We start from the raw sequence: 14,507 nt of genomic DNA on the forward strand, positions 1-14,507 counted from the left end.
TCGAGCGGTAGCAAGGCGGGGCGCTGCGCCGGGAAAGGCATGAGGAGGGACTTCGTGGCAGATTATGATTATTGCGTCATCGGCGGCGGCATTGTCGGGCTTGCGACAGCAAAAGCCATGCAGGAAGCGGAGCCGGGCGCAAGGATCATCCTGCTGGAGAAGGAAAGCGATTTCGCGCGCCACCAGACAGGACACAATAGTGGCGTCATCCATGCCGGTATCTATTACCAGCCAGGTTCATTGAAGGCGCAATTGTGCCGGGCAGGTGCGGAAGCCACGAAAGCCTTCTGCAAGCAATATTCCATTCCTTTTGAAACATGCGGCAAGCTTCTGGTCGCGACCTCTCAGCAAGAAGTCGACCGCATGGAGGCGCTCGCCAAGCGCGCGGTCCAGAACGACATCACCTTCCAGCATGTGGACCAGCAGGCTTTGCGCAAGGTCGAGCCTGCGGTTGCAGGCCTCGGGGCACTGCTCGTTCCGGCGACGGGCATTGTTGATTATGCGAAAGTATCGCGGGCGATGGCTGCGGAAATCATTGAGCGCGGCGGTGTCGTGCGGCTCAATGCGCCGGTTACGGCAATCCGGGAGGATGGCAAGGGCGTTACGGTAATGGCAAATGGCGAGACCTTGCGCGCTTCCAAGCTGGTCGCTTGCGCCGGGTTGCAGTCAGACCGCATTGCGCGGCTTGCCGGGTTGGATATCAGCCATCGCATCGTTCCTTTTCGCGGTGAATACTACACCTTGCCGAAATCGAAGGCGAATATCGTCAAGCATTTGATCTATCCGATCCCCGATCCCGACCTGCCATTTCTCGGCATTCACCTGACTCGTACGATTGACGGCGGTGTCACGGTCGGCCCGAACGCAGTTCTGGGTTTTTCGCGAGAAGGCTACGACAAAGGCAGTTTCCGTGCAGGCGATGTCGCGGATATGTCGACATTTCCCGGCTTCTGGAAGATGGCGATGAAGAACTGGCGCTCGGCTCTAGCCGAATTCAGCAATTCCGCGTCTCGCACACGCTATCTGAAAGAGTGCCGCAAATATTGCCCGACGCTGGAGCTTGCCGACCTTGGTGCGCCGGGCGCCGGAATCCGGGCGCAAGCCGTTCTTGATGACGGTACGCTGGTGCATGATTTTCTCTTCAAGGAAACGGAGAGAATGCTGCATGTGTGTAATGCGCCGTCACCGGCCGCGACGTCTTCCATACCCATCGGCCGCATGATCGCCGAAAAGCTTCTGGGGATAAATCTGAAGGTAAAAACGACATAAAAAGAGATCGTCGCCGAAGGATGTTGTTTTCAATTTATTTTTAGCAATCGCTTATTCTCAGTGTTGCTCTTTTAGGTTTTAGTGTTCATCAATATTGCAAGCTTACAACTTGACTTTGACGCTGGTTTGTAATTGCACATTGGGTTCAATTTGAAGTAGCGTTTTAGCATTCTCATTTTCAACCGATTTAGGGCCTGTTCGTGAAGTTTGTGCCGCCGCTGGTAGTATTGCTGTTTGCTGCGACGATGTTAGGCATTTGGATGCTCGACACGAAGCGCAGGCATCTTTTGCTTTTCGGCCTGAGCTTCGCCAGTTTTGCTTTCGGGCTTCTGGTTCCTATCTCGCTGGTCTCGGACCGCCTGGCCCTGACCTCGCCGATTGCCACGACTTTCCATTTTCTGGGCGGCTGGCTGCTTTGCGAGGGTGTAATGATACGCATGGGCGGACGTTATTCCCGCCTTGCATCAGGCCTGATCGGGCTCGGTCTTCTTGGAGCCATGGCCTATTTCATTGCGAATGATACGAGCTATTCGCGGATTGCGCCCACTGTCCAACTGGCTCTGGGCAGTCTGGTGGCCGTGCTTTGCATTCAGGCGCGCAATCTTGCACGCCGAAGCTGGATTGAGCGCGTGCTGTTTGGTGCATTGTTGTTGTTGATGGTGCATTTCTATGCACAGGCTGGAATGGCGCTTGGGCTCCCCGCCGACATCACGCGGCCGTCAGAACTCATTCATTCGCGCTATTGGCAGGGCATCATGATATTCGGTGCCTTTGCGGGTGTCTTTGCCGGTCTGGTTCTTCTGGTGGTGACGACTTCGGATGTGGTCAAGGAATTGCAGGCAGAGCGTGACTCCGATCCGCTGACCGGTGTTCTCAATCGTCGCGGCCTTGAGCGTCATGCGACTATGCGTTTGGCCGAGGCCCAGCGTGGTGATCATGGGGTCATTATCGCGGATATAGATCACTTCAAGTCGATCAATGACGAGCTGGGTCATGCAACTGGCGATCAGGTGCTGGTTGAGTTTGCCTGCATTCTGCAAACAGTGGCAGCAAATACAACGATTGTCGGTCGCGTCGGTGGCGAAGAATTTGTTCTTCTGGTCCAGGGGGATGCCGAAACATGTGAGCGACTGGGCGATAGGCTTTGCGGGCGCGTGGCCCGACACAGTTTTCCCATGTTGCCTGCAGACCGCCGGATGACATGCAGTTTCGGCATCGCCATGGTGCGCGGCGCTGAAACATTATGGGAAACAGCAGCACGTGCCGATCTTGCCCTGATGCGGGTAAAGCACCGTGGACGCAATCGCGTTGCGGTGGAGGGGCTGGAATTCCCGAGCGCCAAACAGGGCGCTTATCTGCTGACCGCTTGAGTTGGTTTCCGAAGCCAGCTGAACCGGATTTTTTCATTCCGTAAAGGATTTGGTTACCATAATTGACGATGCTGGAGACGACCTTCCAGTCACCGCTTTGCCATGTCTTGTTCGTCTTTTTGCCGAACTGACATGCAAAGCGGTGCCGCGAAAGTTGATTTCCACTCGGATTTTGTATCATGGCGTGTGTAACAGAAGTGTATGGCTACGCAGCTCCGCGCAGCAACGGCATCAGACTTCCGCTCGGTTTCAAAGGTTTTACGCGCGTTGCGATTTTCGCTGCGACGGGACTTGTGGCCGGAAGCTGGATGATGACCGCGCTCGGCACGCTGGAAACGGTCGTGCCGGCCTTTGCGCCTGTCGCCCCGATCATGCGCCGTGTTTCCCTGACCGCGCCGCAGGCACTTGCCGTCGTTGATCACAAGATCGCGCCATCGCGGCGGATCAGGCAGAGCTTCATCGATGCCTACACTGCTGATGCGGCCTATTCCAACCTCGACTGGCACCGGGCCAAAAACGTAAACGATCAGCCGATCATTGCTGACATCGGTCCCGATTCCGTGATCGAGGACAAGCCTGTCGATACGGCATCCCTCATCGAATTGCGTGCTGATCGCGTCAGGCGCGACGAGCCTGTTGTGGCGAGTGTCGAGCAAGAGCAACCTGCCGCGACGGCTGGCGTGACTGTGGCTGCCTATGCGCCAGTGCCGACTGCACCGAACACTGCGGCGGCCTTCAACAAGATTGATCCGCTTTCGCAAGCTGAAGAAATGGATGCCGCTGAAAGGCAGGCACATCTTCCTACCGGCAATGCGGTTCCCGTTCCGCAGCTTGCTCCGGATCAGAAAACCGACATGGCCGCAGAGGATGAAGCCAGCCGGGATGCATTCCTGCCCGATGATGTGCCGCTGCCGGGCGCGAAGCCGTCGCTGCGCCGCTCCCGCATGCATGAGAAGACCGAACTCGCCTATGCGCCGGAAAGCGGTGCAACCGAAGAACCGCGCCCCGGCCTGTTCAGCCCACTTCTCAATCAGGCTGCACGCAGCAAGGTTGCTATCTACGATATTTCTGCAGCCACTGTTTACCTGCCGAGCGGCGAGCGCCTTGAAGCCCATTCCGGTCTCGGTCCGATGCGCGACAATCCGCGTTATGTGAACCAGAAAAACCGCGGGCCAACGCCGCCACATACCTATGATCTGCGCATGCGCGAGGCCTTGTTCCATGGCGTCGAGGCGATCCGCCTCACGCCTGTCGACGGCAACAACCGCTATAATCGCGATGGCCTTCTGGCGCATACTTTCATGCTGGGGCGCCGTGGCGATTCCAATGGTTGTGTCGTGTTCAAGGACTATCCGCGCTTCCTGCGCGCCTTCAAGCGCGGCGAGTTCAACAAGATGGTTGTGGTGACACGAATGCAGTCTTCGAAGCCTGCGCGGATCGCATCGCTTTTCTGATAAATTGTCCGTCAAAACAAACAGCTAGAGCGCCGATCTGATTCAGTCTGATCGAAACACGCTCCAATGCAACTACGCAAGGAATTGTGATCCCCAATTCCTTGCGGGGCACACCAGAATTGATAGAGGTCTTTCATCGAAAACCGATGGGAGATTTTTATGAAGCTTTACTACAAGGTCGGCGCTTGTTCGCTCGCACCCCACATCATTCTGAGCGAGGCGGGCCTGCCTTATGAGCTGGAGGCCGTGGATCTCAAGGCCAAGAAGACAGCGGACGGTGGCGACTATTTTGCAGTCAATCCGCGCGGCGCGGTTCCGGCGCTGGAAGTGAAGCCCGGCACTGTCATCACGCAGAACGCGGCAATTCTCCAATATATCGGTGATCATTCCGACGTTGCGGCATTCAAGCCCGCCTATGGTTCAATCGAACGCGCACGCCTGCAGGAAGCGCTGGGCTTCTGTTCGGATTTGCATGCGGCCTTTAGCGGCCTGTTCGCGCCCAACCTGAGCGAGGAAGCGAGGGCGGGCGTCATCGTCAACATCAATCGTCGTCTGGGTCAGTTCGAAGCCATGCTGTCGGACAAGAACCCCTACTGGCTTGGCGATGACTTCACTCAACCAGATGCTTATGCGTCGGTGATCATCGGTTGGGGCGTTGGTCAAAAGCTCGATTTGAGCGCCTATCCCAAGGCGCTGAAACTGCGCGAACGTGTGCTGGCCCGCCCAAACGTGCAGAAGGCATTCAAGGAAGAAGGCCTGAACTAAAAATCACAGCCGGAGGTCCAAACCTCCGGCTGTTTTATTGCCTGGGTTGCGGATGCGGTAACCAGTCTACCGTCTTGAAAGAGGTAACTCGCGTCTGTTGTGGGGAAAATCAAATGGCGGAGAGAGAGGCCGTTTTTGTCAGACGGCCATTCGTATAAAGTCAGCAAAATCAATAATTTAAGATGTTGCTAATATATCGCTTTTTGTAACACGATTTGTATCACGATTCACTAGCGGCCTTTCATTACTTTGAAGCTGGAAGGGATAGAGATTTCCTGAACACTTGGAAGCGCGTGACTTTCAAATTATGGTGCTTTAAAACGTGATTTTAAATTACAGTGACTTCTTTCAATTTTTAATTCGGAGGGACAATGAAACTGATTGGTTCTGCAATCTTAATCGCAACGCTAATGACAGCCATTTCAGGACAAGCGCAGTCGGCGGAAACAGGCGGTTCAATCTTTGGAACGTGGAAAGGCAAATACGCTGAAAGCTGCAAGGCGGTGCGAAACGAGACGACAGAAGATTTTCTCGTAATCGGAAAAAAGACCGTCAAGCGATACGAGGGCAACTGCGCGATTACCAAGCATACGAGTAAAGGGGCCAGCCATATTATTCAGTTTCTGTGCGAAACCGAGGGTGAGACGGTGCGAGATAGTTTGAACATCACACAGTTAAACGCCAACAAAATTTCGATTGCAGGGGCTGGCGAATATGAACGCTGCAAATAGACGGCTTTTGATAGCAGGTTTTGCGGTTATCTTGTCTACAACGGCATTCACAGCCAATGCTCAGTATTTTTCAAGCGAAGGACGTTCAGGACTTTATCGCGAGTATTTTCTCCAAAGCGTGGAAGCTACAGGCGTGGAGGATAATCGTATTGTGACGGTGATTGCTTCTGACAATCGTGGGGAAAGCGAGACCAGCGAATTCGTGGTCAATTGCAATGATACCATGGCGCAAATCTTGGATGGCGATAACCTCAATCACCAGATTGATGTCCGAAAGGAACCGTCTAGTGCCGACCGGCTTTATTGGGAACTATGGTTTTCAGTTTGCCGGAAAGATTCAGCGAAGCTTTCGAAGCGAGCAGAAATCCAGAAGCGGCTCAAAACCCTGAGCGGTAAAACAGAACTTTCATTGAAAGACACACCCTATACGGTTCGCTTGCAATCGCTGGATTATTCAAAGTCCATTGCAAATCTGGTGAGAGCCGATGTCCAGCGTACAGGCAAAAAAGGTTCAGAGAAAGCTTACGTCTATTGCGATGTGGATAGCGGAACCGTTTATTGGAAGCAGAAAAAAGCGCTGATCGGCATCGAGCAAACGCTTGCGGAAGAGCTTAATCGAGGGGTTTCCCCTGAACTGATCTCACTATCAGATGCCGTTTGGGTGGAAGCCTGCGGACGATCTACGACCAAACCTGTTCATGAAACGGCTTCTAATGCCGCGTCTCAATCAAAAGATGATCATGCAGAGGAAAGCAATTCAAGTGGCAAATCACCTTCCGCATCGAAGGAAGCGCGGAATGCACTTTCCGACATCTATCAGACTTATCTGCTGGTAAAGGGGTTCTGCGAATATCATGTGGCCCCTGAACGACAAATGGCTCCATTGAAAGCCAAGCTGAAGCGGGTCGATCTTGTTGCCGCGTCTCTTTCGCTGGATACTAGTACAATCTGGGCAGACACAGCAAAAAAGATGGAAAAGGACGACAATTACAAACTCATGCGGCTCTATAAAATGATGCCGGTCGGCTTCGAAGATCGGATGCGTTTTGCGAATGCCTGCAAACAGACGGGTGCGGCGCTGAACGCAATCTTGGATGACTATCTGTCCAAATACGGTGGCGTGAAAATGAGCATTGAGAAGGACTTTTAGCGGAGCCCTTTCTCTCCATTTCCCTTACGGCCTCGTGGAAGAGTTGGATTTTCTGACTCTTCCTCAATTTCTGCGAAAAAGTCTGCGATATGGCAGTTCAATGCCGTGGCCAGCTTGTCCAAGGTGATCACTGTTGGGTTTTTCTTGCCACGCTCAATATGGCCGACATATGCGCGCTCAACGTTGGACATGAGCGCCAACTCATCCTGAGAAATACCGTTAGCGACCCTGATACGGCGCAAATTGAAAGCAAGCTGTTCGAGAATATCCATTCGCGTACAAAACACGCTTGGCTTTCCCGGAGCCACGTTATAAGAAACGTGGTGTTATAAGACTCATTATTGTTTGATGAGTTCTTTTGGGGAATTGGTGCCGGGGAAATCAATGCTGAAGAAAATTGCAGGCTTTTGCCTTGCCTCCGTGGCTTTGATCGGTTGCGATCAAAATGTTTCAACCACCCTTTACGTTCGAGACGTTCAGGAAATGTTGGCTAAATCTGAGCCTTCTCAAATTCCGGTCGATATTTCTATCGAGGTTCTGGAATCCGGACTGGCTCAAAGGTGTTCCAAGCCGGAGGGACAGGAACTGGTTGAAGCTGTTGCGTCCGTTTTTGAACAAGCATCGCTGGTTGCATGCGAGAAGGTCTCTGGAAGCCTCAATGACCGGATGACGATCAAGGCTACGACGCTGCTTTTCTACGCCAAGCCGGAAGAACCTATGAAAAGCAACTATCTTCTGGCCTTTGAAGCGTTCAGGCTGGAAAATGGAACCCCCTCGGTGGCTGTTACATTCAACGCCGAGAAATATGAGGACATCCAGAAGCGAATTCGCCGTGTGAACACCATGGCCAGCATAAAGCTGTCGGATGCCTCCATCTCCGTTGTGGTCAACAACGATCTTCGAGAACCTGCACCAGTGATTTTTTCACGTGGTGTCTTTGTAGATGGAAAGCCTGCTGATCAGCCTCTGCAATTACAGCTAAATCCGCGTCAGGAAGCCAGTGTGAAGCTTGGCGACGTCAAGCTGGCGTATCTTGCGCAAAGCGGCTCAGCACTCATCTTCGGGTTAGAGCAGCCGCAACAGCAATCGACATCAAACTAAGGAATACAAAAATGCAGAAAGCAGGCGGCATCATCGCGCTGGTTGCAGGGATTTTCGGCGTCTTTGCAGCCATTTTCACGTTAGCAGTCGGCGGAATCGGAGCCGGACTGGAAGCGGAAGGCGCTTCGACGGTTGTAGGCCTTGGTTGGGGCGGCGTGCTTTTCTCATTTTTAACGATAGTGCTCGGAGCGGTAACACTCGGAGCAAAAACCCGAACTCCGGGACTTCTATTGATGATTTGTGCAGTCGCGGGTGCGATCCTTGGCGGCACTATCGTTGCTGTGTTTATGGTGTTGGCATTTATCGGAGGGCTGATCGCTCTCTTCCAGGGTCGAAACTGAACTGCGATTTAACGGACGTCTTTCTCTGTGCATTTTTTGATTTCTTTAGGATACGGGAAATAACTCACTGACAATGTAGTGACAGACCTTCAATCACCCCGTAAGCATTCTTATAGTGCTAACGGGGACGGGGTTCGACATGTATGATGCAAGCTTTAGCGCTCGCTCATTGATGTATGTGTTCAGGAAGCAAGATTATCGATCTTATGATATTAAGAATATCGAAGAAGTAAAAGTTCGCCTTTTGCAGGCGGAAAACTATACTAAATCAATAGAATCGAGCTTGAAATTCAATATTGCACATACGAAGGGACGAGCTTTATATTTCCCGCAGGATTATGAGACAGAGATAATAATCAGAAAAGCTAATACCAATATCAAAAAAATACTTGGGATTAATCCAGTATCTAGAAACGATATAATTCGCCATTTGAAAGAAATTCTTCGGGAGGGAGTGCCGTACGTCATCGGACGTTATGATATTAAGCGCTTTTACGATAATATAAAAATATCCGCACTAAACCAGAATTTAGACGAAAGTTTATCGACTACTTACGATACAAGGCGTCTCGTTTCAGGTTTTTTATCTAGTCATGAAGCCTTGTATTCTAGCGGCCTTCCAACCGGAATTTCTTTGAGTGCAACTCTTTCCGAACTATATCTACGAAATTTTGATCGTGGCATCAAAGCTTTACCTTGGGTCCGATACTTCGCACGATACGTTGACGATATAATAATAATCGCGGAACCCAGAACTACTGCTCAGTTAATGGAAAGCGCACTTATAAGTGGTTTGCCAGACGGCCTCGCTTTGAATAGTGGAAAAGACAAGAGGTATTTCCGCAAACTCGAACGAGATTTCGGCGGAGCTGGTCCGGAGGCGGATTTCGATTACCTGGGCTACCGATTCAAAGTCGACAAGATTCTGAAAAAATCAAGTGACTGCGGCACTCTGGCTTCACGAAAAGTCACAGTCGATATAAGTGAGAAGAAAGTTAAAATAAGAAAAACTAGGTTTATCTACGCCGTTCATAAATATCTTGCGGACGCCAATTTTCAAGATTTAAAGAACCGATTTCGAATTTTGAACTCTGGTCATATATACTATGATAAAACTAAGAATCGATATCGTCGAACTGGAATTATGTACTCATATCCACTCATAGATTTCCCTTCCAGTTCGCTGAATTCAATTGAAAAGTTGTATAGAACAATCTTTACCAAGCGGTACGGCCCAATTTGCTCCTTGCTCTCACATAGCCCTCTAAGCAGAAGCGAAAGAAAGTATTTTCTATCTCATTCTTTAGAAAAGACGGTCAGAGAAGGGGTTCACATAGACCTAAAACCTGCAGAGGTTGTGCGTTTAATGGAGTGTTGGAAGCATGTCTAAGGGTAAGCGTGAGACCGTTAGATTTCGACGTGGGGATTATTGGAGGGCGGTTCTAAGCGATACGACCCCTGCGGAATTGCCGATTGTCGTTAGCAACGATGGCTTTTACAGAAACCTTCATAAGCTCGACAAACTTGGTAGTCTCGCAAAAAGCCTCGTTGAGCGGCTAGTTATACCGGCGGCGAAAGGGAAAGAGTTTACGATTCCCTACAATTTCAAAATCGTTAAGGATGAGAAGTCTGCGCGTCGTTTAAGCTTACCTCATCCAAGGTCTCAGGCAGAGATTTGCCTGTTCTATAAAAATAATACAGCGCTGATACTTCATTATTGCAGTACCGGCGATTTGTCTATACGTAGACCTACTCGTGATGCAGCAAAATATTATATATCAAACCCAAGAGAAAATGATAGTTCATATAAATCTGATAAGGTAACAACATTAAATGTTGAGCTATTAGAAAAGAATCCTGCGAGCTATTACTCGTACTCAGGATTCAATAGACTCCACCAGTTTTTTAACTCACGCCATTACAATACACTGGAAAGGAAATTCTCTACGCTTGCATCTTTCGATATTGCCCGGTGTTTTGATAGTGTTTACACACATTCTATAGCATGGGCAACCAAATCAAAGGAGGAGGCAAAGGAGACGGCGCATTCTGCAACATTCGGTGGAATGTTTGACCGACTTATGCAATCTTTAAACTATAATGAGACTAATGGAATTGTAGTTGGACCCGAAGTTAGCAGGATTTTTGCCGAAATAATACTTAACAAGATTGACAGCAACTTGGTTCAAAGGTTGCAAGATTTATCTCTTATCAAAGATATTGACTATTCATGCTATAGATATGTTGATAATTACTATGTATTTTGTAATGAAAACTCCGTTCTGGAGAAAATAAAATCGGAACTTCAAGAATGTTTGGACCAGTTCAAGCTTAGTTTGAATGATGCAAAAACCGAAATAATATCAAGACCTTTCTTCACTCGAAAATCGATGGCGATTTATGAAGCAGACCAGCTAATAAAAACGCACTTTGATTCTTTGACGGAAGTAATAATAACGGACGAATATAGAATCCTTACAGCTAAAGAAATATTTAGGGTGTCAAGCTTGGTAAAGAAATTCACTACCGACTTGCGCAAGGCATGCCATATATCGAATGTTACGTATGATGCGTTGTCGAGTTATATACTTGCAGCAGTCAAAATTAGGGTAAGTGATATAATCGATGAATGCTCTAGAGAAGATATTCCGATAAATGACTCCTATATAGATAGTGCAACAATATTCATTGAATATTCGTTGGAGGTGGCTTTTCACTTGTTTTCATTAAATCCAACTGTTTCTGCATCTTTGAATCTCGCTCACCTCATCATTCGAAGTGGAGATTTCCTCAAGGAACGAAGGCCGGAAGTTTTCAGAAAACTTCGAGAGCACATTCAGCTCTGGGTAGTTCAGTTGAGCACTTCCGCTTCTTTTTCCAAAGTGGTCGGACGACAACATGTAACCCATGTAGAAATCCTCAACATATTGATCGCATTGAAAAGTTACGAGTTTGATGGAAAATTTTATCAAGAAATTTTGACGCGCAGTTCTGGAAGCCAAAAATCAATCAGCTATTTCGACGTAGTAACAAAGCTTTTTATTTTTGGTGGTGATTCGAAGTACGATTCGGTGAGGAAGGAAATATTTTACAGAGCATTTGAGTATATAATCGAGAAGCCGGTGCTCCGAGAGTGCTCCGAACGCACACACCTTTTGCTCGATCTTTTGTCCTGTCCGTATGTCAACAAAGTGGAACGGCAAAAAATGCTAAGAAAGTTTATCGAAGCATTTAACAAAGCTCAGGCCGAGAGTGGGAGCGGTAAGACAATTTCCGTTCCTACGAACGCCGATTTAGCTGAATTAGTCACGGAATTCGAGGCGACTCCTTGGTTTACGAGTTGGGACAGTGTGAGCTTGCTCCGATTGATCGAAAAAAAGAAATTGAAGGAAGTTTATCCTTGATGATAATAGAAACTTAGATGTTCGCTCTCCTGCGTTTCTGATCTGCATTGCGCGGTGAGGGGGCGTGCATACTTCGCGAGAAGAGCGGAGGGAAGTGGAAGGCAACAAGTTCTAGACTTCGTTGCTCGAAGCCACCTTCGCACACACCTAGAGCGTCGTCTGCGATCAAAGCCACCTTCTGGTGGCTTTTTTTGCGTCAAAACTCCTCCCACGATGATAGGCAGACGTTTTAAGTATACCTCATGCGAACCGGCCGTGTGTTGGTTCGATAATGCCGGTTTACAACTCAAAACGAACTAAATATAAGAGAACCACTTAAAACGAACTTTTTGGCTGGTTCAATGTTTCTACGCGCCTATCTGAGAGCATCAACAAAAGAACAAGACGCCAATCGGGCAAAGGACGATCTGATTACCTTTGCTAAAGAGCGTGGTTTGAAGATCGCGGCCTTCTATACCGAAAACGAGAGCGGTGCTTCCCTTGATCGCCCGGAATTGTTCCGCCTGCTCTCTGATAGTCAACCCGGCGATGTACTCTTAATTGAGCAGGTGGACCGGTTGAGCCGTTTGAACTCTGCCGACTGGCAAAAGCTGAAGGCGGAAATTAGAATAAAACAAATTCGCGTCGTTGCGCTTGACCTTCCTACCTCATGGACAATGGCTTCCGAAAATACGGATGAATTTACACTTCGGATGTTCGAGGCGATCAACAGCATGTTGCTCGATATGATCGCTGCCATCGCTCGAAAAGATTACGATGATCGCAGACGGCGACAAAAGCAGGGAATTGATAAGGCTAAGGCCGATGGAAAATATAAAGGCAGGCCGGAAAACAAGTCGCGGAATGCAGCGCTTCTGAAGATGCTGGAGGGCGGCCAAAGCTGGAATAGCATAATTGCCGCAACCGGCTGTAGCCGCTCAACCCTTTCAAAGTTGCGAAAGACCAGCGCGACCGAGTAAAATGGTGTAAACACGCGCGTCAATCATGGTGCGTAAAATGTCTTAGATTCTTGGGGTCAGGTAACATTGCATTTTTTGGGGGCACGGTGCGAGACAACGAATTTCCAGTATTTCTAATTGGTATGCCCGTCGGAGCGGGGGTAGTGATAGCGACGGCATTGATATATCGCGGTACGAATGGATTTGATCAACTGTCACCCAACGTCATCAACAGTATATCGGCAGCTGGTGCAGCTATACTGGGCGCTATAGTCGGGGGCTTTATTTCTTGGTTGGTGGCTAGACAGACCGCAAGTGAGGCTCGGCGCGATGCTGCTCAGAAAGAAGCAACAGAGCTGAAAGCAGCTCTACTTCGAGTTCAACTGAAAGTCATTCAGATCACTAATGGTTTACACACAAATCGGGTGATGTTTAGAGATGCGCGTCAGAAAGCTGCGGACGCGGGAGAATCTTCCGCTCCACTGTGGACATTGGTTCAACAGACTGCGGGGCCGACCAACGTGCCGCGCTTTGAAATTGACGAATTCGTGCCCCTCGTTCATGACGACGGGACAAACTTAATTCACAGACTTAACTTGCTTGAAGATCGTTATAGAGCAACCAGCGATGGTTTAGTGGCATACAGTAACTTAAGGGCAGCATTTCAAGAGAAATTTGCTCAGTATACAGTAAAGCGTTCTAAAAATACCCACATAACGGCGATTCCTCGACAAAAGATGCAAGAAGCAACTCTTAGAATGCAAGAGTTAGATAGCTTAATTAACCAAATAGAAGAATATACAAATGTCGATTTTGAGGAAGCCAAAAGGCTTGTTCAAGAGGTCAATCAGTTTGCGATAAGACGCTTGAGCGGCAGGGAAACTTTCGTCAAGTATGAGTTTAAAGAGGCATGAAAGTGAACTTCTATACTATTTGAATAATGAAGTTCGCCCCGGAATTTCTCCCGAGGCGTCATGTTTTCACGACTTACCAGTCTCGATTCTCAATCGATCCAACCGAATAGCCAAGTTGTTTTACAATCTGAGCATTCAATCGGGCTGATGATCCTGTGCTAATCGAAGTGGAGCTCAAATATCTCTGGCGTTCCTTTTTCCAGAGCATCCTCCGGAATTCCTTCATTGATGGAAATTTCCGCTCTGTCGCAACTTGCGGAATTACTTCTTCAATAGACCAATTTGCTGGTTTGGAATATTGAGAAGAAAGTTCTGGATACAGCGTTTCCCATTCATTTCGTTGGGTGGCAGCGTTGAAACCAGACCGTTTTAAAGCTGTTCTACCAAGATTTCGGGAAAGTTTCACCCGCTGACCTTGGATCGCCCCCTGATAAGCAGCTCTACTTTGTAGATGGTAAAAGGCTTTCCACTCTGGCTTAATTCCTTTTATCATGTAATTCGCAACCGTTTTGAGCGTGTGCGGATTAATATGCTGAATATCAATTGAGTCATCGTGAATAACTCCCTGATATCTTTTAAGCCATCTCGGTAGCTTTTCCTTAAACTTTTCAATCAGTTGAGAAGGAATATAAACTTCCCAATGTGCATGAACGTTAAAATGAGGATTTTCAAATACACATGCGCTTCGCGGTGCTTCGCGTGGTAAGCCATTTCTATTATTATAGTTTCTAATCCAAACGTTTTTAGCTCTATTAATTAAACTAAATACTTTTTGATAGTGTTGCTTTGAGTTTTTACAATCAAAGCTTATAGTAACAAATAGATTAAATGGCTTCCCGTGGTGTCTTGATAAATCATTTGCTCTAAGGAAATAGTAAGCTGATTTTTCATTGATATAATTTGTTGTAATCAATCTATATTTTTAGTTTCTCTCCTTTTTCACAAAAATGTCCCTAACGGTAAACATATACCATTAAAGAATTTGATATCGCGACATAATAAATGGGAGGTAATGAGTTGAAATAATGCGATATCAATAATTATAAATTACCATGGAGTTTTCTTTAAAT

General features: G+C 48.3%; 14 protein-coding genes. 12 read left to right on the plus strand and 2 right to left on the minus strand.

Annotation, left to right across the window (positions count from 1 at the left end; translation table 11 throughout):
• Positions 1-54 precede the first annotated feature (54 nt).
• From lhgD to OANT_RS06715, 6 genes are all read left to right on the plus strand, one after another.
• Positions 55-1,269 carry an L-2-hydroxyglutarate dehydrogenase gene (gene lhgD, locus OANT_RS06690; protein WP_040129106.1) on the plus strand — a complete coding sequence of 405 codons (1,215 nt, stop codon included), beginning with the start codon at positions 55-57 and terminating at the stop codon, positions 1,267-1,269.
• A 200-nt stretch (positions 1,270-1,469) separates the two neighbouring features.
• Positions 1,470-2,639 carry a GGDEF domain-containing protein gene (locus OANT_RS06695; RefSeq protein WP_012091400.1) on the plus strand — a complete coding sequence of 390 codons (1,170 nt, stop codon included), beginning with the start codon at positions 1,470-1,472 and terminating at the stop codon, positions 2,637-2,639.
• A gap of 179 nt (positions 2,640-2,818) precedes the next feature.
• Positions 2,819-4,093 (plus strand): DUF2778 domain-containing protein, encoded by a 1,275-nt coding sequence (locus tag OANT_RS06700; RefSeq protein WP_012091401.1) that lies wholly within the window; start codon positions 2,819-2,821, stop codon positions 4,091-4,093.
• A 159-nt stretch (positions 4,094-4,252) separates the two neighbouring features.
• A complete protein-coding gene (gene gst, locus OANT_RS06705; protein WP_012091402.1) occupies positions 4,253-4,858 on the plus strand; it encodes a glutathione transferase in 606 nt (201 codons plus the stop codon).
• Between the two features lie 371 nt (positions 4,859-5,229).
• Positions 5,230-5,589 carry a hypothetical protein gene (locus OANT_RS06710; protein ID WP_012091403.1) on the plus strand — a complete coding sequence of 120 codons (360 nt, stop codon included), beginning with the start codon at positions 5,230-5,232 and terminating at the stop codon, positions 5,587-5,589.
• Positions 5,573-6,739 (plus strand): hypothetical protein, encoded by a 1,167-nt coding sequence (locus OANT_RS06715; RefSeq protein WP_012091404.1) that lies wholly within the window; start codon positions 5,573-5,575, stop codon positions 6,737-6,739. The genes OANT_RS06710 and OANT_RS06715 overlap by 17 nt, the downstream gene beginning before the upstream one ends.
• Here the strand turns inward: OANT_RS06715 and OANT_RS06720 are convergent.
• Positions 6,736-7,011, minus strand: a complete 276-nt coding sequence (locus OANT_RS06720; protein WP_040129107.1) for a helix-turn-helix domain-containing protein — start codon at positions 7,009-7,011, stop codon at positions 6,736-6,738. The genes OANT_RS06715 and OANT_RS06720 overlap by 4 nt on opposite strands.
• Positions 7,012-7,123: 112 nt before the next feature.
• Here OANT_RS06720 and OANT_RS06725 point away from each other — a divergent pair, with 112 nt between their 5' ends.
• The 6 genes from OANT_RS06725 (at position 7,124) to OANT_RS06750 (ending at position 13,437) form a co-directional block, all read left to right on the plus strand.
• Positions 7,124-7,840: a DUF7424 family protein gene (locus OANT_RS06725; RefSeq protein ID WP_012091406.1), complete on the plus strand. Its 717-nt coding sequence runs from the start codon at positions 7,124-7,126 to the stop codon at positions 7,838-7,840.
• Positions 7,841-7,851: 11 nt separating this feature from the next.
• A complete protein-coding gene (locus tag OANT_RS06730) occupies positions 7,852-8,181 on the plus strand; it encodes a hypothetical protein (protein ID WP_012091407.1) in 330 nt (109 codons plus the stop codon).
• A gap of 139 nt (positions 8,182-8,320) precedes the next feature.
• The gene (drt3a, locus tag OANT_RS06735; protein WP_080514316.1) at positions 8,321-9,571 is read left to right on the plus strand and encodes an antiviral reverse transcriptase Drt3a; all 1,251 of its coding nucleotides are present in this window, start codon (positions 8,321-8,323) and stop codon (positions 9,569-9,571) included.
• Positions 9,564-11,585 (plus strand): antiviral reverse transcriptase Drt3b, encoded by a 2,022-nt coding sequence (gene drt3b / locus OANT_RS06740; RefSeq protein WP_012091409.1) that lies wholly within the window; start codon positions 9,564-9,566, stop codon positions 11,583-11,585. The genes drt3a and drt3b overlap by 8 nt, the downstream gene beginning before the upstream one ends.
• Before the next feature lie 341 nt (positions 11,586-11,926).
• A complete protein-coding gene (locus OANT_RS06745; protein WP_012091410.1) occupies positions 11,927-12,544 on the plus strand; it encodes a recombinase family protein in 618 nt (205 codons plus the stop codon).
• Between the two features lie 86 nt (positions 12,545-12,630).
• On the plus strand, positions 12,631-13,437 hold the full coding sequence (locus OANT_RS06750) for a hypothetical protein (protein ID WP_144243791.1): 807 nt from the start codon (positions 12,631-12,633) through the stop codon (positions 13,435-13,437).
• A 73-nt stretch (positions 13,438-13,510) separates the two neighbouring features.
• On the opposite strand, the gene OANT_RS26335 is transcribed toward OANT_RS06750, so the two are convergent.
• On the minus strand, positions 13,511-14,350 hold the full coding sequence (locus OANT_RS26335) for a hypothetical protein (RefSeq protein WP_012091412.1): 840 nt from the start codon (positions 14,348-14,350) through the stop codon (positions 13,511-13,513).
• Positions 14,351-14,507: the final 157 nt, after the last annotated feature.

Source organism: Brucella anthropi ATCC 49188, from assembly GCF_000017405.1.
In the GTDB taxonomy this organism is placed as follows: Bacteria; Pseudomonadota; Alphaproteobacteria; order Rhizobiales; family Rhizobiaceae; genus Brucella; species Brucella anthropi.

What these genes read in the sequence shown, in the direction of transcription:
- OANT_RS06700 (WP_012091401.1), top strand. Translation starts at nt 2,819, where the DNA reads ATGGCGTGTGTAACAGAAGTGTATGGCTACGCAGCTCCGCGCAGCAAC.
- gst (WP_012091402.1), top strand. Translation starts at nt 4,253, where the DNA reads ATGAAGCTTTACTACAAGGTCGGCGCTTGTTCGCTCGCACCCCACATC.
- OANT_RS06710 (WP_012091403.1), top strand. Translation starts at nt 5,230, where the DNA reads ATGAAACTGATTGGTTCTGCAATCTTAATCGCAACGCTAATGACAGCC.
- OANT_RS06715 (WP_012091404.1), top strand. Translation starts at nt 5,573, where the DNA reads ATGAACGCTGCAAATAGACGGCTTTTGATAGCAGGTTTTGCGGTTATC.
- OANT_RS06720 (WP_040129107.1), bottom strand. Translation starts at nt 7,011, where the DNA reads ATGGATATTCTCGAACAGCTTGCTTTCAATTTGCGCCGTATCAGGGTC.
- OANT_RS06725 (WP_012091406.1), top strand. Translation starts at nt 7,124, where the DNA reads ATGCTGAAGAAAATTGCAGGCTTTTGCCTTGCCTCCGTGGCTTTGATC.
- OANT_RS06730 (WP_012091407.1), top strand. Translation starts at nt 7,852, where the DNA reads ATGCAGAAAGCAGGCGGCATCATCGCGCTGGTTGCAGGGATTTTCGGC.
- drt3a (WP_080514316.1), top strand. Translation starts at nt 8,321, where the DNA reads ATGTATGATGCAAGCTTTAGCGCTCGCTCATTGATGTATGTGTTCAGG.
- drt3b (WP_012091409.1), top strand. Translation starts at nt 9,564, where the DNA reads ATGTCTAAGGGTAAGCGTGAGACCGTTAGATTTCGACGTGGGGATTAT.
- OANT_RS06745 (WP_012091410.1), top strand. Translation starts at nt 11,927, where the DNA reads ATGTTTCTACGCGCCTATCTGAGAGCATCAACAAAAGAACAAGACGCC.